The sequence below is a fragment of the Galenea microaerophila genome (assembly GCF_054657255.1).
The window spans coordinates 566,706-587,582 of record NZ_BAAHWZ010000001.1 but is presented as its reverse complement, the minus strand read 5'-3'; the positions used below and the strand labels follow the sequence as shown (position 1 = coordinate 587,582).

Below are 20,877 nucleotides of genomic sequence, written 5' to 3'. Positions count from 1 at the left end.
TATGTGGATTGAAAAATAATGAGTCGTTTCATTCCCGAATCGGTTATCAAACGCGTTGAAACCCTGCGACAACTGATTGAAAAGTATAATTATGCCTATTATGTGCTGGATAACCCCTTAGTCAGCGATGCCGAGTATGATCAACTATTTCGAGAATTGCAGCACCTTGAAGCACAATATCCGGAGCTGATTACCCCCGATTCGCCGACGCAAAGAGTTGGTGGAGAACCGCTTAAAAGTTTTAAAACCGTCCGTCATACGGTCCCCATGCTCTCATTAGACGATGTCTTTTCTGACGAAGAAGTCTCTGCCTTTCATCAACGTGTTCTTGAACGTTTACCAGGTCTGACGGATATCGAATATGCCTGCGAACCGAAAATGGATGGGCTCGCTGTCAATTTACGCTATGAAGCCGGTCGTTTGGTACTCGCCAGTACTCGAGGCAATGGCTATGAAGGGGAGGATGTGACTCAGAATGTTCGCACCATTCAAGTGATTCCACTTAAACTCTTCGGCGAAGGTTGGCCACAAATTTTAGAGGTGCGTGGCGAAGTGTTTATGCCTAAGCGCGCCTTTGAAGCCCTCAACCAGCAACAGATCGAAAAAGGAGAGAAGCCCTTTGCCAATCCACGTAATGCCGCAGCAGGCTCTCTGCGTCAATTAGATCCACGGGTGACGGCGCAGCGAAAACTCAGTTTTTTCATGTACGGCTGGGGGGAAGTGAGTCAGGATTTTACGTGGCCAAATAAGTACACAGAGGTTATTGAACAGTTTGCACAATGGGGGTTGCCTAAAAACCCTGAAAGTCAAACAGCGCTGAATGATACGGGGATGATTCGCTACTATCAGCTGATGGAAAAAAAGCGTAATGATTTGCCTTATGAAATTGATGGCATTGTTTACAAAGTGAATGATATTGCCCTGCAAGAAAAATTAGGCTTTACCAGTCGTGCGCCCCGCTGGGCGATCGCGCGCAAATTTCCGGCTCAAGAGGTGTGGACCAAGCTGTTAGATATTGAAGTCCAAGTCGGGCGCACAGGCGCTTTAACCCCTGTTGCCATTTTACAGCCAGTGGAAGTCGGAGGAGTGACGGTCTCTCGAGCCACCTTGCATAATCAAGATGAAATCGATCGCAAGGATATTCGAATCGGAGATATTGTCATCGTCCGCCGAGCCGGAGATGTGATTCCTGAAGTGGTCGGCCCTGTCATCGATCGACGCCCTGCGGATGCTAAGAAGTTTGTGATGCCCAGTAAATGTCCAGTCTGTGGTTCTGATGTGATTAAAGAGCCGGATAAATCCATCTATCGTTGCAGTGGGGGATTATTTTGCCCTGCGCAACGTAAACGCGCCCTTGAGCATTTTGTTTCTCGTAAGGCGATGGATATTAAAGGATTGGGGGATAAATTAATTGATCAGCTGGTGGAAAAAAATTGGGTCAAACATCCGGACGATCTTTATCATTTAACGGTTGAACAGTTGACCAGTTTACCGCGGATGGGGCAAAAATCTGCACAAAAAATTATTGAGGCCATTGAGGCTTCGAAAAATACCACTTTACCGCGCTTTTTGTATGCATTGGGCATTCCAGAAGTAGGAGAGGTAACCGCGAAAAACTTAGCCTATCATTTTCAAACCCTAGAAGCGCTGATGCAGGCAGATGCATCGGAACTTGAAGCGGTTCCAGATATTGGGGATGTGGTTGCGCAAAATATCGTGACCTTCTTTAAACAGCCCCATAATCAAGAAGTGATTCAAGGCCTATTAGAAGCGGGCGTGCATTGGCCTAAGATTGAACCGCCGACGCCACAGAAAACCTCCCCATTTACCGGTAAAGTCGTGGTGTTGACCGGCACATTGCATCAATGTACTCGAGAAGAAGCGAAAGCTTTTCTTGAGGAATTAGGGGCTAAAGTCACCAACAGTGTCTCGAAGAAAACGGATTTTGTGATTGCAGGTGAGAAAGCGGGATCTAAATTAACGAAAGCTGAAGCATTGGGTATCCCTGTTTTAAATGAAACAGAATTTTTATCCATGCTTCCTAAAAAATGAGTCAAAAATGGTTAGAGCTAGAAATGTGAATAAAACCAAACGAACCGCCCCTCAATCCGATTGGGAGCAAGAGACGTTTACCAGTCGTTCCGAAATTAAACGTGCCGCGCAAGCGGTGACGGATTTAGGAGAGCAGCTCACGGAACTGCCTGAACAAACGCTTAATCGTATGCCTCTGCCTAAAGAACTTTTGGAAGCCATTTTGTTGAGCAAACAGATAAAAGGCAGCGCACTGAAACGACAAAAACAGTTTATTGGACGTTATCTGCGGGAGAATGAAGCTTTAATTGTCGAAATTAAACAATTTTTTGAAGCTGAGGAGCTCAAAATTAAACGACGCAATATACAAATGCAGCAGATGGAAAAATGGCGAGATCGTTTAATTGCTGAAGGCGATGACGCCCTAAATGACCTCATTTCTGCTTACCCACAACTCCAATCTGATCGGAGTGAATTGCGCCAGTGGATTCGCAATGCACAAAATGAAGCCAAAGCAGAAAAGCCGGCTAAATCGACGCAAATGCTCTTTAAATATTTGAAAGATCATTGCACGGATTAACGATCACCGCGAAAAATGTTCAGAATTCCCAGTCCTGGATGGTAAGGGGCGCTCAAAAACACCTTTTTGGCGATTCTTTTGCACCTGACCTGCCTCAAATATTTGACCATTCATGGCAATAAAAATGCCTTTTGTATGGTTATCTTGCGCTAAAAAACCACAAGCGGTGCCTAGGTTAAATAGGGCATCTGAGTGACCAAAGCTATAAGGACGCATGGCACCGGTCAACACGATCGTTTTGTCAGTGAGTGCGGCTCGATGTTGAGATAAGAAATCTGCCGTTTCCCCCATCGTATCGGTCCCATGGGTGATTAGGATCTGTTCTGAAGGGGAATTTATACAAGCCTGTAAAATCATTTCTCGATCGGCAAGGGTCATTTCCAAGCTGTCTTTTTGCATAAGCACTTTTAGGTCAAACGCAGGTGTCAATCGTGCTTCTTTAAGCATCTGAGGCAAGTGCGTTTCTGGAAAATAGAGCTCACCCGTTAACTCATGATAGGCTTTATCGAGTGTGCCACCCGTGACCAAAATCTGTAGAACGTTCATCAAAATAGCTGTCTATTTGGGTTGACGTAAGACGCCGGTCACAATGCCGAGTATTTCAATTTGCTCATTGGTGATCATAATGGGATCCATTTCTGGATTTGCAGGCTGTAGGCGAATGCCCGTTTTTTCGATATAGAGCTTTTTCATGGTCACCTCTTCATTGTTGATGCGGACGACAACGGACTCTCCATTTTCAGCACTGCTGCGACGCTCAATAATGACGATATCTCCATCCTCAATATTCTCATCAATCATTGAGTTACCTTTAACTCTTAAAGCAAAGGTTTCTTTTTTGACCATGCTTTCAGGCACCTTAACAGTATCATAGTCCAGCTGCATTTGAATGGGATCCCCTGCGGAAGTCCAGCCTAAAAGCGGAATTTCTACAAAGTTAACATCCATGAGTTCTAGAGGATCAGAAGGGTGAAGCTGCGTTTTTTGATTGCGTTTGGGAATGAGATAAGTCACATGAGACATGATGGGCTCCTAAGGTAGCACCTTTTTAAAGGGTTTAACTTCAACTTTTTCATACACGCCTGCCGCTAAATAAGGATCTGCTTCAGCCCACGCTTTGGCGGCGTCTAAAGAGTCAAATTCAGCGACAATTAAGCTGCCAGTAAAGCCAGCTTCACCTGGGTCATTGCTGTCGATGGCGGGGTTCGGACCCGCTAAAAGCAAACGGCCTTCTTCATTCAGTTTATTTAAGCGCGCAATATGTTCTGTCCGCGCTTTGGCACGCAAGGGTAGGCTATTTTCAACATCGTAAGCAAAAATTGAATAATACACTGTCATTTCTCCTTTTGGGTTGGGTTATCCATCACCTTTTTCATGGGATCTTGAGGACTATTGGCATCCATTTCCACTTCCGCGAGCAGTTCAGTGCTTTCCTCTAAGGTTTCTTTAATAGCAGAGTCATCTTGCATATAGCGGCTGATATAGAGACCTTGTAAAATGATAAAGACCAGGGTTAAGCCCATTAAACCAAACAGTTTGAAATTCACCCAGGTATCAGTGTCAAAAGTATAGGCGACATAAAGGTTTAAAAGGCCGGAAAAGATAAAGAAACCAATCCATAGCCCACTCAGTTTTAACCAGATCGCTGAAGGTAATTGAATCGCTTGCCCCATCATGCGCTGGATAATCGGTTTTTGACCGATAAAATGACTGCCTAAGAAAACCAAGGCAAACCCCCAGTTGACAATAGTCGGTTTCCACTTAATAAAAGCTTCATCATGTAAAATCAGGGTTAACCCCCCTAAAAGCACCACCAACCCTAAGGTGATTAGATGCATTTTTTCAATGCGACGATGCTTTAAATAGACAAAGGCCACTTGTAAGGCTGAAGCCACAATAATGACTGCCGTGGCAACATAAATATCATAGGCTTTGTAAGCAATAAAGAATAGGATGATTGGAAAGAGGTCGAATAATAATTTCATAGAGTATGGTATGCTTATGTTTGTTAAAACAACGATTGTAACGAGAATAAACCCCAAATGAAAGTCGATTTTCACTGTCATACCACCGCCTCTGATGGCTCGCTTTCACCACAAGCGCTCATCGAGTTAGCCAAATCCCAACAGATAGAGGCGTTGGCCATTACAGATCATGATACAACAAGCGGATATGAGCAGGCAAAGCCTTATGCCGAAGCAGCAGGTATTCGCTTGATACCTGGTGTGGAAGTCTCTTGTGAGTGGCAAAATATGACCATTCATGTGGTGGCTTTAGATTTTGATCCCGACAATGCGGTTCTGCAGCAAGGTTTAAAAACCATTCGCGATATGCGTTGGGAGCGGGCGCAAAGAATCAGTGAAAAGTTAGAAAAAAAACGCATTTCAGGAGCACTGGAGGCGGTTAAAGAGGCCATTTCAGGGGAGATTGTCGGTCGAGTACATTTTGCAGATTTTTTGCAGCAGGCTGGGATTGTTCAAGATACTCAACAAGCATTTGATCGCTATTTAAAGCAGGGCCGTCCCGCTTATACAAAACAGGTCTGGCCGGAGATGAAAACGGTGGTTGAGTGGATATTGGCCGCTGGCGGTATTGCGGTGATTGCCCACCCACACATCTACAAAATGACCAGTGGTAAACTGAACCGTATGATTGCAGATTTTATTAGTTATGGCGGACAGGCCATTGAAGTGGTCAATCAACCTCGAGTCTGTTCTGAACAGATCGGTATGGCCGACCGTGCTGAACGTTATGGCTTGTGGGCGTCTATGGGATCCGATTTTCACAAACCGGAACAGAGTTATCGCAACCTAGGTTGGTTAGCCCCTATGCCGGAAAAATGTGATCCCGTTTGGAGACATTTTAAAAGGTCTCTATAGAAGTATGTTAGCGGTATAATAGCAGGCTTGAATTAAACAAATACGCACCTATTAAATCCTCAACAAGCTGTGTGTAAGGAGCCGATGATGAGCCTATTTTTATCCATTCACCCAGAAAATCCACAGTCTCGCTTGATTGATCAAGTGGCCCAAGTCATTGAGAAGGGCGGATTAATTGCGTACCCAACAGAGTCAGGGTATGCATTAGGCTGTTTGTTGGATAATAAAGCCGGCGCTGACCGTATTCGTGCCATTCGTCAGCTGCCCGAAAGCCACCAATTAACGTTAATGTGTAAAGATTTAAGTAATATCTCAGAATATGCCAAAGTGGGGAATATGCAGTTTCGCTATTTAAAGTCGCATCTGCCTGGTCCCTATACCTTTATTTTACCGGCCAGTCGTGAAGTGCCTCGCCGTTTACAGAACCCGAAAAAGAAAACCATTGGTATCCGCGTTTCACCCAATAAAATTGCCAATGAATTATTAAGTCGATTTGATCAACCTTTGATCTCCAGTACCTTGTTACTGTCAGGTGAAGAGATGCCGATGACGGATGCTTGGGAGATTAAAGAGACCTTAGGTCATGCTTTAGATGCCATTGTGGATGGAGGTTTTTGTGGCTATGAACCGACGACAGTGATTGATTTCACCGAAGAGGTACCGGTTTTGGTTCGTCAGGGACAAGGAGCCTTTAATGAATGAACTGACGACCTTGCAACAGATTGCGATCTGGACCTTACCGGTCATTTTTGCAATCACTGTGCATGAGGTGGCACATGGCTGGGTGGCTGATAAACTGGGAGACCATACAGCCCGCATGCTAGGGCGCCTAACCTTGAATCCGATCAAACATATTGATCCCATTGGGACCATTGTCGTGCCCTTAATTTTACTGGTATTAGGCGGCGTGATTTTCGGTTGGGCCAAACCCGTCCCCATTAATCCAAGAAATTTTAAACACCCGACAAAAGATATGGCATGGGTGGCCATTGCAGGACCGATGTCTAACTTATTGATGGCAACCGGTTGGGCGATTTTAATTAAGGTGGGGTATGGCCTAACAAGCTCCCTGCCTGAAATTGGCAATTTTTTAGTATACAGTGGCTTAGCGGGGGTCAGCATTAATCTCATTTTATTTGTGTTAAACCTTCTCCCCATTCCGCCTTTAGATGGCAGTCGAGTGGTGTCGGCATTTTTACCGCCCAAATGGGCCTATGAATATAACCGGATTGAACCTTATGGCTTTTTTATTTTATTAGGGATGCTCTTTTTAGGGCTTTTAGGCCCTCTTTTGTCCGGTCCTTATCAAGCATTACAACATCTTATTTTTGGATTGGTGGGCATTTAAATGGAACATCAACAGCATAAAACCGTTGCCGGCGAAAAATTACAAAAAATTCTTGCGAGAGCAGGATTTGGTTCTCGTCGTGAAGTGGAAAAACTCATTAGTGAAGGGTTGGTCAAGGTGAATGACCAGGTCGCTAAATTGGGTGATCGTGCGCAACCGGAAGATAAAATCAAAGTTCGCGACCAATTGGTGAAAGAGACACGTTTGGCTAAGCAGCCAACGCAAGTGATCCTTTACAATAAACCAGAAGGGCAGGTCACTTCTCGCAAAGACGAAAAAGGGCGTGAGACTGTTTTTCAACATCTACCACGCATCATCAATAGTCGTTGGGTGGCCATTGGTCGATTGGATATCAATACCAGTGGTCTCCTGATGTTTACCAATAATGGAGAGTTGGCCAATCGTCTAATGCATCCGAGCTATGAAGTTGAAAGAGAATACTCTGTGCGCGTTTTTGGTGAAGTGAGTAAAGAGACGTTGAAGCAGTTAAAAAAAGGGGTGAAGCTTGAAGATGGCTGGGCGAAATTTGATCGCATTATTAAGCTCCCACAACAAGATGATGAATCTATCAATCAGTGGTATAAAGTGACCTTGAAGGAAGGCCGGAATCGAGAAGTTAGACGCATGTGGGAAGCGGTTGGTGTGCAGGTGAGCCGCTTGATTCGCACCCGTTATGGCGCGTTTCAACTGCCTAGAAATTTACGCCAAGGAAAGAGCGAACCCTTAACTTGGCGCCAGGTTAATCAACTGCTTAAAAGTGTGGGATTACCCGAAGAGCCCAGACCTGACCTCTTTTTTAAGAAAACCGCAGAACCTTCAAAACCGGTGGCCAAACAACTGCCTAAGAAAAAGAAACGCAATCGACCCAGTAACCGCCGCCGTTAATAATGCGGCGGAGGCACTTCTTCGCTGGGCTTCTTTAGCGCTTCTAAATTGAGTGATTTCAAATAGTCAGAAAGCAGTTGTAATTTGTAATGCAACTGCTGATTCTCTTGGAACTGCTTAGCCAGATTAGTTTGCAGCGCTTCTAGAGTTTCTTGTTGATAAGCGACGGTCATTTCTAATTCCATGACGCGATCTTCAATAGTTTCAATCGATTTAGTCATAGGCTAGCCATTTACCCACACTTGGATGCTCAGGCGACCGTTGCAAAGTGACTCGGTCAAATGCAGAGGGCGTCAGTTTGAGCAGGGTCTCTTTTAAAACCCCTTGTCGGAAGTAATGGCAACGAATGGATGCGCCAATGGATTTTCGATTTAACCAAGATTCTAGTTGCTGAATACTGGCCATTTTTAATCCTTCCAGTGCGATGATTTCATCTTCGGCAGCAAGTCCCGCTTGATAAGCGATGCTGCCCTGAAAAACATGGGTCACTTTGACGGTTTGGTGTTCAGTATTGGCTAAATTAACCCCTAAATTGATCGGAGCGTCTTCAGCATTCAATAGATTTTGCTTAAGTTCATTACCGCCTAAATCTTTATGATGAGCTGGTGCACGCAAAATCATCTCTACGCCTTCATTTAATAGCAGGCGTGGTAATGGAAGGTCCTCAACGCCATATAGATGGCGCTCAAAAAAGTCGTCTAAAGGCAGTTGAGTAATTTCTGCAATGCGATGTTCCAGCTCTCGCTCTTCTAACCCTTTTCCGGTTTGACCATAATGTTGCCACAGATAACGCAACACATCATCTAAGCTCTGTTTTCCCCCTGTCGCTTGACGAATCATCAAGTCTAAAGCCAAGGCAATTAAGCTGCCTTTGGTGTAATAGCTGATAATGGCATTGGGCGCATTTTCATCTTGTTGGTAAAATTTCGTCCAAGTCAAAAAACTCGAATCGGCAACCGACTGTTTAAAGCGTCCCGGCATACGATAGACGCGTGTCATCTCTTTGGCCAGATGGTTGAGGTACTGTTCAGCAGTGATTAACCCACAACGATAGAGTATGTAACTATCGTAATAAGAGGTCACCCCTTCAAACCACCAGAGTTGTTCAGTGTAAGCTTTTGATTGTAAATTGGTTTCTTGATAAGCTTTAGGTTGAATGCGTTTCACATTCCAAAGATGAAAGTATTCATGGCTGCACAGCTCTAAAAACTTTTGATACTCTTCTGACAGCGTCTCCATACCGCTATAGGGCAGATCTTCACGCGCGCACATCAATACGGTATTATTTTTGTGCTCTAGTCCCCCATAGAGGTGATCAGTCACCAGAACAATAAAGAGATATTGATCAATTGGGTAGGGCTGCCCCCACAAATCCAATTCAAATTCACAAATGGTTTTTAAGTCTTTCGCCAGTCGCTCTGTATCGGCATCATGTTGACCTGAGAGAACCATTTTGTGCGGGATTCCTTTGGCCTCAAAAGTGATCACCGTGAAATCACTGATTTCGACGGGTTCATCAATTAAGGCCCAATAGTTTTCCGCTTGATAGTCTCCAAACCCTTGCGAATTGACAGCAACTGTGGGTAGGGTAGTCGCCACTTGCCACTGATCAGGCATCCATTGTGCCGATTGTAATGTCACTTTCACTGCAGCTTCGGTTTGTCCTTCAACGGCTAAAAAGACCGAAGTGCCATTAAAAAAGGCGTGCGTTTCATCAAAGTGCGCGCCCCTAACCGATAAATCCCAAGCATAGACTTGATAACAGATTTTCACCGCTTGCGAGGTCGGCTCTAACTGCCACTGGTCGGTTGCAATCGGTGCAATCATTAAAGGTTCTCCCTCTAGCGTCTGCGCCGAGATTTCCACAATATGTTTAGCAAAATCTCGAATTAAGTAGCTGCCAGGAATCCAGTTAGGGAGTCGCAAAACTTGCCCTTCTGGATCGGGGCGCTGCATCACTAACGTTACGTGATAGAGATGACCTTTTGGATCTGCCGGGGTTAAGGTGTAATGAATTTGCGTCATTAACCTTCTCCCCCTTGTTTTTCAGGTTGAACTGCTACATTTTGTAAAGCAGCAGGGGGTGGAACACAGAGTTTTTTATGTCGAATGGCACTGAGTGTTTTAATGGTTAGGTGTAAAATCAATGCGGAAACGATCGCAGTAAAGAGTGCCATTAAAATGCTGTAAATAGCAGATGGAATCAAAACAAACATTTTTAAAGAGGCAAGGGCAATGGCTGCCACTGGGAAAGTATAAGCCCACCATGAGACTGAGAAAGGAATGCTCAAGAAACGAGGAGTTTGAACAAACAATAAAATCGCAAAGAATAGGGCGGTGTAATAGAGAATACGCGCAAAGGCATCCAGATGATTACCGTTTAGATGAAGATAGGCTAAGAAGCCAATCGCAGGCGGCGCAATGAGAATAAATAAAAGCGGCTCTAAAGTTTTAATCATAGGGGGATGGAAAAAGAGACGATAAAAGACAATCGCTTGCAGAATAATCCAGAACACTAAGCCAATGCTGAAAAAGAACCACCCCAACTCAAGCGGCGCATAAAGGGGTGTCCCCAAGGGAATGATCATATTCCCGACGACAGGGATAAACCAAGCCGGATTCATATGGTGGACTTGCCATTTCTCATGCTGAATCCAGTTGCTCATAATAATAATGGTGAGTATTAATTGAACCCCAGCACCTAGAGTCCAGAGTATTTGACCTAGTTGGATTTGATAAAAACTATAAATCACGCCTAATAGCACTAAGCTGATGCTAAAGGCGGGAAAAAAGTTCATGGCGACAGGGTGGCCAAACTCTTTAAGCACTGCTTGCGGATACTTTAAGATTTTAAGGAGATAGGCTAAAGAAATCAGTGAAAAGACGAGTGTGGTAAAGACCACCAATGAAAGTGGAATTCGTGCATCCATATCAAAAATTTGATGCATGGTAATTAAGACCATGGTGAGTCCCGATAATCCCATGGTGGCACCAAAAAGATTGACTGGGAAAAAGGCCAGACGACCTGGAGAGGACTGCTCAACGCTTGCCGTTGTCTCGCTCATAATAGATACTCCTTTTAACAAAAATTGAATGCGTTCATTATAACGAATGTTGTTAAATACAGGCTATAATTAGCGCATGAAATCATCAATCTTAACATTTAAACCTTCTGTCTCTCTGTTTGGCATGCCGATGGGCTTAATTGGGCTTGGGCTAAATGATTTACATTTTGCTCGCGCTTTGGGATTCAATGCGTTGCTGGCTGAGATCATTTTATTCTATGGCTATCTTGCATTGACCATTGTCAGTCTTCCCTATTTTTATCATTTAATTAAGGAGAAGATTGGGTCAACTGAACAGACACGCTTACTAAAAGAGTGGCAAGATCCTTTTCAAATCACTCTATTCCCCGCAGTCACTTTAACCTTTATGCTGTTTTTTTTAAGTTTATGGCAGCTTCACTGCTGGAAAGAAGCTTATTTATGGGGGTATCTGGGTGTATTATTGGCTCATACTGTCCTTTTTTTAAGGATGGTTTCTCGTTGGCTTTTCGATGCACGCATTGAGTTAAGTCATTTAAAACCCACTTGGTTTATTTTATTATCGGGCAACTTTGTTGCTGTTATTTCTGGTTTAACGCTGTTACCGGAATCTTGGCAAGAGGGGCTCTGGTTCTATTTTTCTGCCTCGATTTTTATCTGGTTGACCTTAGTGTTTAGCCTTTTTTATCGATTGATTTTTATTCAGCCGATCACCTTTAAAATGCGTCCCACGCTGTTTATTTTTTTAGCGCCGCCATCACTCGGGACTGTGGCTTCACTTTTACTCCTACCCAGTGATCAACCCGCTCTGTTGACTTGGGTCTTTTATGGCTTCGCCACACTTATGCTCTTAATTTGGCTTTTTGCCATCATGCATTTTCGAAACAGTGAAATCAGCATGGTGAGTTGGGCTTATGTTTATCCACTTGCGGCTTATGGGCTGGCCAGCCAATATATGGCTGAAGCGGTGCACGCCCCATTTTTATGGGTGTGGAGTGGCGTTCTCTTTTTGGTCACGCTCGGTTTTGTGATTCTGATTTCAACCTGGTTAATCAAACAAATTCCCAAAGGGAATGGCGTATAATACGTTCACCTATTTTTTGAAGGAGTTTGTTGTGATTCGTACCCGTTTTGCCCCCAGTCCAACTGGTTATCTACATATTGGTGGCGTAAGAACCGCCCTGTTTTCTTGGCTTTATGCGCGTAAGGAAGGTGGGGAGTTTGTTTTGCGGATTGAAGATACCGATTTAGAGCGCTCGACCAAAGAATCGGTGAATGCTATCTTAGAAGGGATGAGCTGGCTAGGTTTAGATTATGATCAGGGTCCTTTTTATCAAACAGAACGATTTGAGCGTTATAAAGAGGTCATTCAATACCTGTTAGATCATGATATGGCCTATTACTGTTATGCCACGCCGGAAGAGTTGGAAGCGATGCGTGAGGAACAAAAAGTACGGGGCGAAAAGCCGCGTTATGATGGACGCTATCGCGATTTTGACGGCACCCCACCTGAAGGGGTAGAGCCTGTTATTCGCTTTAAAAACCCTTTGGATGGGGAAGTCGTGATTGAGGATCTGGTCAAAGGAGAGGTGCGCATCAGCAATCAAGAATTGGATGATCTGATTATCGCACGTTCTGATGGTACACCAACCTATAATCTAAGCGTGGTGGTGGACGATTGGGATATGGGTATTACCCATGTGATTCGCGGCGATGATCATCTCAACAACACCCCTAGACAAATCAATATCCTAAAAGCCTTAGGTGCGCCAATTCCCAAGTATGCCCATATACCTATGGTGCTGGGAGAGGATGGCAGCCGTTTGTCCAAACGCCATGGCGCCGTTTCCGTACTGCAATATAAAGAAGAGGGCTATCTACCTGAAGCGCTGCTCAACTATTTGGTGCGTCTGGGTTGGTCTCATGGAGATCAAGAGATTTTTACAGTTGATGAGATGGTTGAGCTGTTCGATTTAGACCATGTCAATTCATCACCTTCGACCTTCAATACAGAAAAACTGCTTTGGGTCAATCAGCAACATATTCAACAAGCCAAACCTGAACATTTGGCACGTCATTTAGCCCCCTTTATGGCTGAAAGAGGCATCGATTTAGAGCAGGGGCCTGAGTTAGCAGAAGTTGCGGATCTCTTGCGTGAAAGAGCCAAGACTTTAGTCGAAATGGCAGAGAATGCGGACTATTTTTATCAAGACTTTGAAGCCTTTGAGCCGACTGCGGCTAAAAAACATCTGCGCCCTGTCGCCAAAGAAGCGCTGATAACGGTTTCTGAAAAACTCTCAGAGGTGGCGCCTTGGACTGCTGAAAATATCCATCAAGCCATTCAAGCTACCGCAGATCAACTTGAAGTGGGCATGGGAAAGGTCGGCATGCCGCTAAGGGTTGCCATTACTGGGAGAGGGCAATCGCCCGCAATTGATAAAACAGCTGAGTTGATTGGTCAGGAACGTTGTCTAAAGCGGATTAATCAAGCGCTAGCGTTTATTGAAGCCAGAGAACAAAACAATTAACGGGAGATCGAATGAGAAGGCGAGTGATTGAAGAAAAAATGACATTTTTTTGAAACTTTCTCTTGACCTTCAAATCTATCTCTTTATAATACGCACCCATCAGTTACACAGCAGTTTGAAACGGCTGGTAATGGGGCTATAGCTCAGCTGGGAGAGCGCAACACTGGCAGTGTTGAGGTCAGCGGTTCGATCCCGCTTAGCTCCACCAATTACCGATTCAACCGCAACTGAATTAAGATTTTTATTTACTCTAGGCCGTAAATAACTTAATTTCAGGTAACGATTTTTAAAGTGTCCCGTTCGTCTAGAGGCCTAGGACACCGCCCTTTCACGGCGGTAACAGGGGTTCGACTCCCCTACGGGACGCCACTATGCGGGAATAGCTCAGCGGTAGAGCACAACCTTGCCAAGGTTGGGGTCGCGAGTTCGATCCTCGTTTCCCGCTCCAAATTCAGTTGGATTGTTTAGGAATCTCTAGGCCGATTCATTCACTAAACAGTACAACGCTCATTGAAATATGAGCAAACAATCTGTCCCGTTCGTCTAGAGGCCTAGGACACCGCCCTTTCACGGCGGTAACAGGGGTTCGACTCCCCTACGGGACGCCATATGCTTAAGCCAGTCATGCGTACTTGACTGGCTTTTTTATTGCCTTTTTAAAAAGTGCGCTCACCTTTCGATCCTTCCGATGCCGCTTTGTTAAGAAGCCTGTCTAAAGACTTTTCCAATCAACCTCGATCACTGCCGGTAGGGCTTCAAGCTGATCTAATAACCGACCGGTGTTAAACGATTGATTCACTTGAACCTCTAATTGCAATACGATTTCACCTTCTGCTTGGCGTTTCTGCTCCATTTTGAGTAAATTGACTTCTGATTGTGTTAAGAGGTTCACTACCTGTTTGATCACATTGGGCATTTCTAAGAGTTGGATGGTTAACTGGGCTTGGCTTAGGGTTAGAGCCTCACGCTCAGGGCCCCAATCGACCTCAATTAATCGTTTTTGCTCTTCTGGAGTTAAATTTAGAATATTGGGGCAGTTTTGTTGATGCACGGTCACGCCTCTGCCACGCGTGACATAGCCAATAATGGCATCACCTGGTTGAGGCTGACAGCAGGGCGCTAAATGGGTTTTAATCTGTGGTGCACCCACAACATAAGCGGTTTCAGCAGGTAACTGAGCGGCTTCTTGTAAAGGTAGGTCAGACTGCTGTTCAACTTTTAAGGAGCGTTGGTAACGCTGAATGGCATCGGACAGTTGGCGTTCATTGATTTGACCTTTACCAATAAACTCAAACAGCTGTTTTTCACTTTCCAGTTGAAAGCGCTCCACAAACCATTGAGAGGAGAGTTGTTGCGCATGCAGTCGCTTAAGCTCTTTTTTCAGCAGCTCTTGTCCAGCTTCAATATTGGCTTCACGGTTAAATTTATTAAACCATTGGCGGACTTTATTGCGAGCGCTGGCACTTTTTAAGTAACCCAGGTTGGGATTGAGCCAGTTCCGGCTCGGTTGACCTTCTTTAGCGGCTAAAATTTCAACGCGATCCCCGGTTTGCAAAGGGGTGGTGAGAGGCACAATGCGCCCATTCACTTTGGCCCCTCGACATCGGTGCCCCAGTTCGGAGTGAATATGATAGGCAAAATCTAACGGGGTCGCCCCTTGACGCAAGGTGATGATTTCCGCTTTGGGGGTCAATACATAGATATTTTGACTCTGTAACTCTGTGCTGATTTCGTTAAAAACTTCTGGATCATCCACATTTTCCAGCAGTTGACGAACTGCCGCAATACTACGCTCTAAATTTTCATCAAAATGGCCTTGCCCCTCTTTATATTTCCAGTGCGCGGCCACCCCAAATTCTGCATGGTGGTGCATCTTCCAAGTGCGAATCTGAATCTCAACCGTTTTCCCTTGGGGACCAATAATTACCGTATGAATCGATTGGTAGCCATTTTCCTTAGGGGTGGCGATATAGTCATCAAACTCTTCTTTAATGTAATTCCAGCGGCTATGAATTAAGCCGAGTACTTCATAGCAGGTTTTGACATCGTCCACATAAATGCGTACGGCACGCAAATCATAAAGTTCATCAATCGGCAGCTGCTTTTTCTGCATTTTCCGCCAGATACTGTAAATATGCTTAGGACGACCGCTAATTTTGCAAGGTATTTGCTGCTGTTGCAGCATCTCTTCAAGCATACCGATCACACTTTGAATATAGGCTTCGCGTTCAGTACGTTTGGTTTGCAGTTGCTTTGCAATGGATTGATAGGTATCAGGCTGTAAAAAACGGAAAGAGAGGTCTTCCAGTTCCCATTTGAGTTGTGCAATGCCGAGCCGATTGGCTAAAGGGGCAAAAATAAGCTGGGTCTCATAGGCGATCTGTCGCTGGGTCTCTTCATCCTCATATTTTAAATGGCGAAGGCGAATCACGCGATAGGCTAACTTCACGATCATAATGCGGATATCAGAGGTCATCGCCAATAACATTTGCCGTAAGCGCTCTCTCTGCACTTCGTCATCCATCGTCTGACGATCAAAGTGCTTAAATTCATTAAGCTTACGGATCCCATGGGTTAATTGGACGGTGGCTTCATCAAAGCGCAGTTCCAATTCCGCTTCAGAGTAGAAGGGCTCTAAATTGGCATCACTTAACAGGGTGGCGATGAGCGTGCGTTCATCCAATTTGAGCTCAGAGAGCAACTTTGCCACTTCAAAACTGCGCACGGAGCTACGTTGTGGTAAATTGACCGCTTCTAATGCAAGCTGGCAGGCTTCGAGTTGAGGCTGAGTAACGGACGCTTCAGGCTCTAATTGAAATAGGGTTTGAGCTAAACTTTTTGGGGTCATGGGAACTATTATACCCAACTGTTTAAAAGTTGCCGCAGTGTCTGGGATAAGTGGCTGGGGGTTTGAGCAACGAGCATTTCCCAATCTGCTGGCTGCATTTCACTAGGGTGAATTGAGTGTAAGGCATCAAAATAGGGGAGTTGATCGACTTCTAACTGTCCGCAAAGGCCAACACAGTATGGGGCGTGTTGATGCTGACTTTTTACCCATTCAGCTAATCGATAGGGCAGTTTTCCCATTAAGGTTTGGGCATCGATTTTCCCTTCACCAGTAATGACATAATCTATCGACTGATTTTGTAACAGCTGGGGCAGCTTTAAAGCCTCTTTTAACAGTTCAAATCCAGGCTGTAAATGGGCTTGCAAGATGCCCATAAAGCCCCCTGCAAAGCCGCCTGCTGCGCCAGCACCCGGTCGATTGGCAATAGAAGTATCAAAAGCTTGTGCCATTTTTTCCGCAAAATGGGCTAAACCCGCTTCTAATGGCAGCATCTGTGCTTCAGTCGCCCCTTTTTGCGGTGAGAAAACAGCGGTTGCGCCATTTTCTCCCAATAAAGGATTGGTGACATCAGCGGCTAAGCGCCATTCAATGGTTTTTAATGGATCAGGAACCGAGCCAATGCTTGCCAGTTGCGCTAACCCCATGGCACCCGTTTGTCGAAAATCAATCACATGGCCACTTTGATCATAAAAAGGAATGTCAAGCGCTTGCAAAGCGCCTGCTCCCCCATCATTGGTGGCACTGCCACCTAAGCCGATCACAATTTTTTGCGCGCCTTGGTTAAGTGCCTGTTGAATGATTAAGCCGGTGCCATAACTGCTGGTTTGTAGCGGATTGCGTTCATTAGGGGATAACAGCGTCAAACCCGATGCCTGCGCCATCTCAATATAAGCCATGCGGTTTTGCGCATCCCAAGCAAATTGCGCTTGTATGGGTCGGTGTAGAGGATCCAGAGTGGAAACAGAAATAGGGGTGGCTAGACCTGCGTAAACGATGCTGTCAATAAAGCCTTCTCCGCCATCGGAGAGTGGAAATGACCAAATGGTGGCTTCAGGGACGCTTTGTGAAATTTCGCGTTTGGCAATCTCACAAAATTCAATTGCCGATAAAGAGCCCTTAAAGCTATCCGGTGCAATCAGAAAATGTTGTGCTTTTTTAACCATGACCTTCTATTTTTCAGCGGCGACTGTTGGTGCCATCTTTTCCAGCCTATTCAAGGAATCAGTCATTAAACCTGGTGGTGTCACCAATTTGACAGGATTTTTTATGCTTAATGGCCGACTTAAGTTTTAAAAATGAAGTCTATAAGATAAACTTAATAAATTCCACTTTGTCATAATAGAAAATAATGAAACAACAACCGCAAACAAATTCAGCCCATCAATTTTCCGTTGCCCCCATGCTGGACTGGACCGATCGTCATTGTCGTGTGTTTCACCGAAAATTATCGAAACACGCTTGGCTTTACAGTGAAATGGTGACCACTGGTGCCATGATTTATGGTCAAAATTTAGAGCGTTTTATCGGCTTGAGTGTGGAAGAAGAGTCGCCTGTGGTGTTGCAATTAGGCGGCTCTCAGCCAGATGAGTTGGCGCAGTGTGCTAAAGTTGGAGAGGAATGGGGGTATTCTGAAATCAACCTAAATGTGGGGTGCCCCTCCGATCGCGTGCAGAATAATTTGATGGGTGCCTGTCTCATGGGGCATCCGCAATTGGTGGCAGAAGATGTGGCGGCGATGAAGGCCGCTGTTTCCATTCCGGTGACGGTGAAAACCCGCATTGGTATTGATGATCAGGATGCGTATGAAACGCTGCATCAATTTGTGGCAGGGTTGGTTGAAGCAGGTGTGGATGGAGTGATTATTCATGCGCGAAAAGCCTGGTTACAAGGTCTCTCTCCCAAAGAGAACCGTGAAATTCCCCCTTTACGCTATGAGTGGGTGCATCAATTAAAGGCAGATTTTCCACAACTGCCCATTAGCCTGAATGGCGGCTTGACGGATTTAACCCAAGCCAAAGCGCATTTGCAGGCGTGGCAAGATTTGCCCGCAGTCGATGGCGTAATGCTGGGGCGAGCCATTTATGAACAGCCTTATCTATTGGCTGAAGTGGATCAACGCTTTTATCAAGATCCGCATCCAATCCCGACACGGTTTGAAGTGGTTGAACAGATGTTACCCTATATCGAGCAGCATCTGCAGCAGGGCGGTAAGCTGATTCAAGTGACGCGTCATATGTTAGGTTTATTCCATGGTCTGCCAGGTGGACGAATATGGCGTCGCTATTTGTCGCAAAATGCATTTAAGCCTGAAGCCGGTGTACAGACTGTGCAGGCGGCATTACAGCTGGTGCAACAAGAGATGGAGCGGTTTGCCGCTTATCAACAGCAGCGTCAAAATAGAGAGGAGGGCAACGCTTGATTGAATTGGAGGTCCCTTTTGTGGAAAAAGACCAAGCCAAGGCGCTTGGGGCTCGATGGAACCCAGCGATCAAAAAATGGTATATTCCCGATGATTTGGAAGCCAAAAAACAAGAATTTTCACGTTGGTTACCTGCATCACTTTTAGAAGAGGTGGGGCAAGTGGCCCCCACCGACCAAACGCCCGAGCCGGCTCAGGACGCCTTCGCGCAAACGCTGCAATCCGTCGAGCAAAAGGGCATTTCCTTATCGGCACTGATGCATCAAGTGCAAACGGTTTTACGGGGTGGCTTTCCTGGTGCGGTTTGGGTTAAAGCAGAAATCGCCAATATCAATGAGCGTCGAGGTCACTATTATTTAGAGCTGGTCGAAACCAATGAAAATGGACAGCAGCTTGCCAGTACACGCGCCATGATGTGGGCCAATACGGCACAGGCGCTGTTAACGCAATTCCAGTCTGAAACCGGCAGTCAATTGCAAGTGGGGCAAAATATTTTGCTTCTAGCCGAAGTCAATTTTCATGAGAAATTTGGCTTTTCTCTGGTGATACAGGACATTGATGCCAGCTTTACCTTGGGCGCTCTAGAAGCCAAACTGAACCAAATTCGCAAACAGTTAATCGCAGAAAAACTGTATGAGAATAATAAACGTTTTGCTTTGCCAAGTGACTTTTTTCGAGTTGCGGTGATTGCGCCACCACAGGCCGCAGGATTGGGCGACTTTCGGGCGGATGCGGATGAATTGCAAAAACGAGGGTTATGTGAATTTCACTATTTCTACTCCAGCTTTCAAGGGGAACAGCAGCAAGTGGAAAAAGAGATGCAGGCCGCTTTCTCTGCATTCCAATCCCTGCACGTAGCGAACCCCTTTGATGCGTTGGTGATTATTCGAGGTGGGGGCGCCAAGCTCGATTTGAATCCACTGAATAGCTATGAAATTGCCAAACACATCGCTTTGGCGGAGCTGCCTGTGTTAACGGGTATTGGTCATGAAAGAGATAATACCATTTTAGATGAAGTGGCTGCGGTGCGCTTTGATACACCCAGTAAAGTCATTGGGGCCATTCGTCAAGCTATTTTTAAGCAGGCGCAGCAAGCCAAATTACACTGGATGCTCATTGAGCAGCAGGCACAAAAACAGGTGCAAAATCGTTTAAATCAACTCAATCAGCTCGAACAAACCATTCAGCAGCAGAGTCAAAAACAGCTGCATCAATGGCAGCGTGAACTGCAGCCGCTCTGGTTGGACATTGTCCATAAGAGTCAGCAAGCCGTTCAAAACATTGTCCATACCGTTTCAATATGTCAGCAGCAAATTGAACAGGTGGCACAACAGCAACTGACGCAAAGTCGACATCAGCTTGAGCAACATTATCAGCAGCTGCAAAATCGGATTCAGCAGCAGTTAGAGAGTGAAAAGCAGCAAATGACTTATGCTTATCAAACCATTAAGCAGCATGCCCCCAAACAGTTAGCGCATCAAAAGCAGGCCATACAACAGTGGATGGGCTTTATTTTAAGTGCAGGGCCGCAACGACAGATGCAAAGAGGGTTTGTCGTGGTTAAGGATACAGCAGGGCAGCCCATTAAATCTGCAGAACACGCTTTAAAAAAACAGTCCGTCATTTTAGAATTTAATGATGGTCAGATTCTGGCGCAAAAATTAACGAGGAAATCCAATGAGCAGTGAAAGCTTTAAAGAAAATTATCAGAAACTGCAAGAGATTGCACAGACGCTCAGTCAATCTCAAGAGGTCGATATTGATGAATTGGTGCCCATGGTGGACGAAGCCACGCGCGCTTATCAGCTGTGCAAACAGCGCATTGAAGCAGTCGAAGCCGCTTTAAATAAGCGATTGGAAAAAGATGAGGAAGATGTATGAAAGCGACCATTTATCACAATCCCCGCTGTTCAAAGAGCCGACAGACCTATCAGATTTTAGATGAGGCGGGTTTGGATATTGAAGAGATTCGCTATTTAGACAACCCACCTACTGTGGAAGAATTAGATCAGCTGTGCCAAGCGATGGGGGTGGAACCTATTGAAATTACGCGGACGAAAGAAGCCCTATTTAAAGCGCTTGAGCTTTCAAAAGACGACGTCCGATCGCGCAAAGAGTGGCTGCAAATTTTGGTCGAAAATCCCCGGCTCATTGAGCGCCCCATTGTTAAAATAGGGGATCAAGTGGTGATGGGGCGGCCACCGGAAAATGTTAAAGCCATTTTGCCTTAAAAGACTAAAAAATGACCAAAAAATGTTGAAAAAAAGCCAATTTTCCCAGTCCTGTCGTCAAAAAAGGCCTTTTAAAAAGGGGGG

Annotated in this window: 21 protein-coding genes and 4 tRNA genes; 16 read left to right on the top strand and 9 right to left on the bottom strand. The window is 45.3% G+C overall.

Going from position 1 to position 20,877, the window contains the following annotated elements:
• Positions 1–18: 18 nt before the first annotated feature.
• On the top strand, positions 19–2,052 hold the full coding sequence (gene ligA / locus ACYQ05_RS02840; protein WP_459818141.1) for an NAD-dependent DNA ligase LigA: 2,034 nt from the start codon (positions 19–21) through the stop codon (positions 2,050–2,052).
• Between the two features lie 7 nt (positions 2,053–2,059).
• Positions 2,060–2,611, top strand: coding sequence for a ribosome biogenesis factor YjgA (yjgA, locus tag ACYQ05_RS02835; RefSeq protein ID WP_459818139.1), 552 nt, complete (start codon positions 2,060–2,062; stop codon positions 2,609–2,611).
• 3 nt (positions 2,612–2,614) lie between these two features.
• Here the strand turns inward: yjgA and ACYQ05_RS02830 are convergent, their stop codons facing one another.
• From ACYQ05_RS02830 to ACYQ05_RS02815, 4 genes are read right to left on the bottom strand one after another with little or no spacing between them, the layout of a single operon-like run.
• Positions 2,615–3,157 (bottom strand): asparaginase domain-containing protein, encoded by a 543-nt coding sequence (locus ACYQ05_RS02830; RefSeq protein ID WP_459818137.1) that lies wholly within the window; start codon positions 3,155–3,157, stop codon positions 2,615–2,617.
• Between the two features lie 12 nt (positions 3,158–3,169).
• Positions 3,170–3,634: a transcriptional repressor LexA gene (gene lexA, locus ACYQ05_RS02825; RefSeq protein ID WP_459818136.1), complete on the bottom strand. Its 465-nt coding sequence runs from the start codon at positions 3,632–3,634 to the stop codon at positions 3,170–3,172.
• Between the two features lie 9 nt (positions 3,635–3,643).
• Entirely contained in the window at positions 3,644–3,943 is a 300-nt protein-coding gene (locus tag ACYQ05_RS02820) for a YciI family protein (RefSeq protein WP_459818134.1), read from the bottom strand.
• 2 nt (positions 3,944–3,945) lie between these two features.
• Positions 3,946–4,596, bottom strand: coding sequence for a septation protein A (locus tag ACYQ05_RS02815; RefSeq protein ID WP_459818132.1), 651 nt, complete (start codon positions 4,594–4,596; stop codon positions 3,946–3,948).
• A gap of 57 nt (positions 4,597–4,653) precedes the next feature.
• Here ACYQ05_RS02815 and ACYQ05_RS02810 point away from each other — a divergent pair, with 57 nt between their 5' ends.
• From ACYQ05_RS02810 to rluB, 4 genes are all read left to right on the top strand, one after another.
• Positions 4,654–5,490, top strand: a complete 837-nt coding sequence (locus ACYQ05_RS02810) for a PHP domain-containing protein (RefSeq protein ID WP_459818130.1) — start codon at positions 4,654–4,656, stop codon at positions 5,488–5,490.
• 87 nt (positions 5,491–5,577) lie between these two features.
• Complete coding sequence (locus ACYQ05_RS02805) at positions 5,578–6,192, top strand: L-threonylcarbamoyladenylate synthase (RefSeq protein WP_459818128.1); 615 nt, start codon at positions 5,578–5,580, stop codon at positions 6,190–6,192.
• A complete protein-coding gene (locus ACYQ05_RS02800; protein WP_459818126.1) occupies positions 6,185–6,838 on the top strand; it encodes a site-2 protease family protein in 654 nt (217 codons plus the stop codon). Before ACYQ05_RS02805 ends, ACYQ05_RS02800 begins: the two co-directional genes overlap by 8 nt.
• On the top strand, positions 6,839–7,723 hold the full coding sequence (rluB, locus tag ACYQ05_RS02795) for a 23S rRNA pseudouridine(2605) synthase RluB (protein WP_459818125.1): 885 nt from the start codon (positions 6,839–6,841) through the stop codon (positions 7,721–7,723).
• On the opposite strand, the gene ACYQ05_RS02790 is transcribed toward rluB, so the two are convergent.
• Genes ACYQ05_RS02790 through ACYQ05_RS02780 form a run of 3 tightly spaced genes read right to left on the bottom strand, consistent with a single transcriptional unit; the run spans position 7,720 to position 10,788 of the window.
• On the bottom strand, positions 7,720–7,944 hold the full coding sequence (locus ACYQ05_RS02790) for a SlyX family protein (protein WP_459818123.1): 225 nt from the start codon (positions 7,942–7,944) through the stop codon (positions 7,720–7,722). The genes rluB and ACYQ05_RS02790 overlap by 4 nt on opposite strands.
• A complete protein-coding gene (locus ACYQ05_RS02785; protein ID WP_459818121.1) occupies positions 7,937–9,748 on the bottom strand; it encodes a M61 family metallopeptidase in 1,812 nt (603 codons plus the stop codon). Before ACYQ05_RS02785 ends, ACYQ05_RS02790 begins: the two co-directional genes overlap by 8 nt.
• Positions 9,748–10,788, bottom strand: a complete 1,041-nt coding sequence (locus tag ACYQ05_RS02780) for an SLAC1 anion channel family protein (protein ID WP_459818120.1) — start codon at positions 10,786–10,788, stop codon at positions 9,748–9,750. The genes ACYQ05_RS02785 and ACYQ05_RS02780 overlap by 1 nt, the downstream gene beginning before the upstream one ends.
• Positions 10,789–10,864: 76 nt before the next feature.
• On the opposite strand from ACYQ05_RS02780, the gene ACYQ05_RS02775 reads away from it, so the two are divergent.
• The 6 genes from ACYQ05_RS02775 to ACYQ05_RS02750 all read left to right on the top strand — a co-directional run bounded on the left by ACYQ05_RS02775 (position 10,865) and on the right by ACYQ05_RS02750 (position 13,903).
• Positions 10,865–11,851 carry an SLAC1 family transporter gene (locus ACYQ05_RS02775; protein ID WP_459818118.1) on the top strand — a complete coding sequence of 329 codons (987 nt, stop codon included), beginning with the start codon at positions 10,865–10,867 and terminating at the stop codon, positions 11,849–11,851.
• Positions 11,841–13,295, top strand: a complete 1,455-nt coding sequence (gene gltX, locus ACYQ05_RS02770) for a glutamate--tRNA ligase (protein ID WP_459818116.1) — start codon at positions 11,841–11,843, stop codon at positions 13,293–13,295. Before ACYQ05_RS02775 ends, gltX begins: the two co-directional genes overlap by 11 nt.
• Before the next feature lie 132 nt (positions 13,296–13,427).
• Positions 13,428–13,503, top strand: a tRNA-Ala gene (locus ACYQ05_RS02765).
• 85 nt (positions 13,504–13,588) lie between these two features.
• A tRNA-Glu gene (locus ACYQ05_RS02760) sits at positions 13,589–13,664 on the top strand.
• A gap of 4 nt (positions 13,665–13,668) precedes the next feature.
• Positions 13,669–13,743: transfer RNA gene (locus ACYQ05_RS02755), tRNA-Gly, on the top strand.
• A gap of 84 nt (positions 13,744–13,827) precedes the next feature.
• Positions 13,828–13,903: transfer RNA gene (locus ACYQ05_RS02750), tRNA-Glu, on the top strand.
• Positions 13,904–14,007: 104 nt separating this feature from the next.
• Here ACYQ05_RS02750 and ACYQ05_RS02745 read toward each other — a convergent pair.
• The gene (locus ACYQ05_RS02745; protein ID WP_459818114.1) at positions 14,008–16,143 is read right to left on the bottom strand and encodes a RelA/SpoT family protein; all 2,136 of its coding nucleotides are present in this window, start codon (positions 16,141–16,143) and stop codon (positions 14,008–14,010) included.
• An 8-nt stretch (positions 16,144–16,151) separates the two neighbouring features.
• On the bottom strand, positions 16,152–17,306 hold the full coding sequence (locus ACYQ05_RS02740) for a glycerate kinase (RefSeq protein ID WP_459818112.1): 1,155 nt from the start codon (positions 17,304–17,306) through the stop codon (positions 16,152–16,154).
• A 185-nt stretch (positions 17,307–17,491) separates the two neighbouring features.
• Here ACYQ05_RS02740 and dusA point away from each other — a divergent pair, with 185 nt between their 5' ends.
• The 4 genes from dusA to arsC are packed head-to-tail and all read left to right on the top strand — an operon-like array spanning position 17,492 to position 20,793.
• Positions 17,492–18,562, top strand: coding sequence for a tRNA dihydrouridine(20/20a) synthase DusA (dusA, locus tag ACYQ05_RS02735; protein ID WP_459818110.1), 1,071 nt, complete (start codon positions 17,492–17,494; stop codon positions 18,560–18,562).
• The gene (xseA, locus tag ACYQ05_RS02730; protein WP_459818108.1) at positions 18,559–20,250 is read left to right on the top strand and encodes an exodeoxyribonuclease VII large subunit; all 1,692 of its coding nucleotides are present in this window, start codon (positions 18,559–18,561) and stop codon (positions 20,248–20,250) included. The genes dusA and xseA overlap by 4 nt, the downstream gene beginning before the upstream one ends.
• Entirely contained in the window at positions 20,240–20,443 is a 204-nt protein-coding gene (gene xseB / locus ACYQ05_RS02725) for an exodeoxyribonuclease VII small subunit (RefSeq protein ID WP_459818106.1), read from the top strand. Before xseA ends, xseB begins: the two co-directional genes overlap by 11 nt.
• Entirely contained in the window at positions 20,440–20,793 is a 354-nt protein-coding gene (gene arsC / locus ACYQ05_RS02720; RefSeq protein ID WP_459818104.1) for an arsenate reductase (glutaredoxin), read from the top strand. Before xseB ends, arsC begins: the two co-directional genes overlap by 4 nt.
• The last annotated feature ends 84 nt before the right edge of the window (positions 20,794–20,877 follow it).

What these genes read in the sequence shown, in the direction of transcription:
- ACYQ05_RS02785 (WP_459818121.1), bottom strand. Translation starts at nt 9,748, where the DNA reads ATGACGCAAATTCATTACACCTTAACCCCGGCAGATCCAAAAGGTCAT.
- dusA (WP_459818110.1), top strand. Translation starts at nt 17,492, where the DNA reads ATGAAACAACAACCGCAAACAAATTCAGCCCATCAATTTTCCGTTGCC.
- ACYQ05_RS02775 (WP_459818118.1), top strand. Translation starts at nt 10,865, where the DNA reads ATGAAATCATCAATCTTAACATTTAAACCTTCTGTCTCTCTGTTTGGC.
- rluB (WP_459818125.1), top strand. Translation starts at nt 6,839, where the DNA reads ATGGAACATCAACAGCATAAAACCGTTGCCGGCGAAAAATTACAAAAA.
- ACYQ05_RS02740 (WP_459818112.1), bottom strand. Translation starts at nt 17,306, where the DNA reads ATGGTTAAAAAAGCACAACATTTTCTGATTGCACCGGATAGCTTTAAG.
- ACYQ05_RS02805 (WP_459818128.1), top strand. Translation starts at nt 5,578, where the DNA reads ATGAGCCTATTTTTATCCATTCACCCAGAAAATCCACAGTCTCGCTTG.
- arsC (WP_459818104.1), top strand. Translation starts at nt 20,440, where the DNA reads ATGAAAGCGACCATTTATCACAATCCCCGCTGTTCAAAGAGCCGACAG.
- xseB (WP_459818106.1), top strand. Translation starts at nt 20,240, where the DNA reads ATGAGCAGTGAAAGCTTTAAAGAAAATTATCAGAAACTGCAAGAGATT.
- ACYQ05_RS02830 (WP_459818137.1), bottom strand. Translation starts at nt 3,157, where the DNA reads ATGAACGTTCTACAGATTTTGGTCACGGGTGGCACACTCGATAAAGCC.
- gltX (WP_459818116.1), top strand. Translation starts at nt 11,841, where the DNA reads ATGGCGTATAATACGTTCACCTATTTTTTGAAGGAGTTTGTTGTGATT.
- yjgA (WP_459818139.1), top strand. Translation starts at nt 2,060, where the DNA reads ATGGTTAGAGCTAGAAATGTGAATAAAACCAAACGAACCGCCCCTCAA.
- ACYQ05_RS02745 (WP_459818114.1), bottom strand. Translation starts at nt 16,143, where the DNA reads ATGACCCCAAAAAGTTTAGCTCAAACCCTATTTCAATTAGAGCCTGAA.
- ligA (WP_459818141.1), top strand. Translation starts at nt 19, where the DNA reads ATGAGTCGTTTCATTCCCGAATCGGTTATCAAACGCGTTGAAACCCTG.
- lexA (WP_459818136.1), bottom strand. Translation starts at nt 3,634, where the DNA reads ATGTCTCATGTGACTTATCTCATTCCCAAACGCAATCAAAAAACGCAG.
- ACYQ05_RS02780 (WP_459818120.1), bottom strand. Translation starts at nt 10,788, where the DNA reads ATGAGCGAGACAACGGCAAGCGTTGAGCAGTCCTCTCCAGGTCGTCTG.
- ACYQ05_RS02815 (WP_459818132.1), bottom strand. Translation starts at nt 4,596, where the DNA reads ATGAAATTATTATTCGACCTCTTTCCAATCATCCTATTCTTTATTGCT.
- ACYQ05_RS02800 (WP_459818126.1), top strand. Translation starts at nt 6,185, where the DNA reads ATGAATGAACTGACGACCTTGCAACAGATTGCGATCTGGACCTTACCG.
- ACYQ05_RS02790 (WP_459818123.1), bottom strand. Translation starts at nt 7,944, where the DNA reads ATGACTAAATCGATTGAAACTATTGAAGATCGCGTCATGGAATTAGAA.
- ACYQ05_RS02810 (WP_459818130.1), top strand. Translation starts at nt 4,654, where the DNA reads ATGAAAGTCGATTTTCACTGTCATACCACCGCCTCTGATGGCTCGCTT.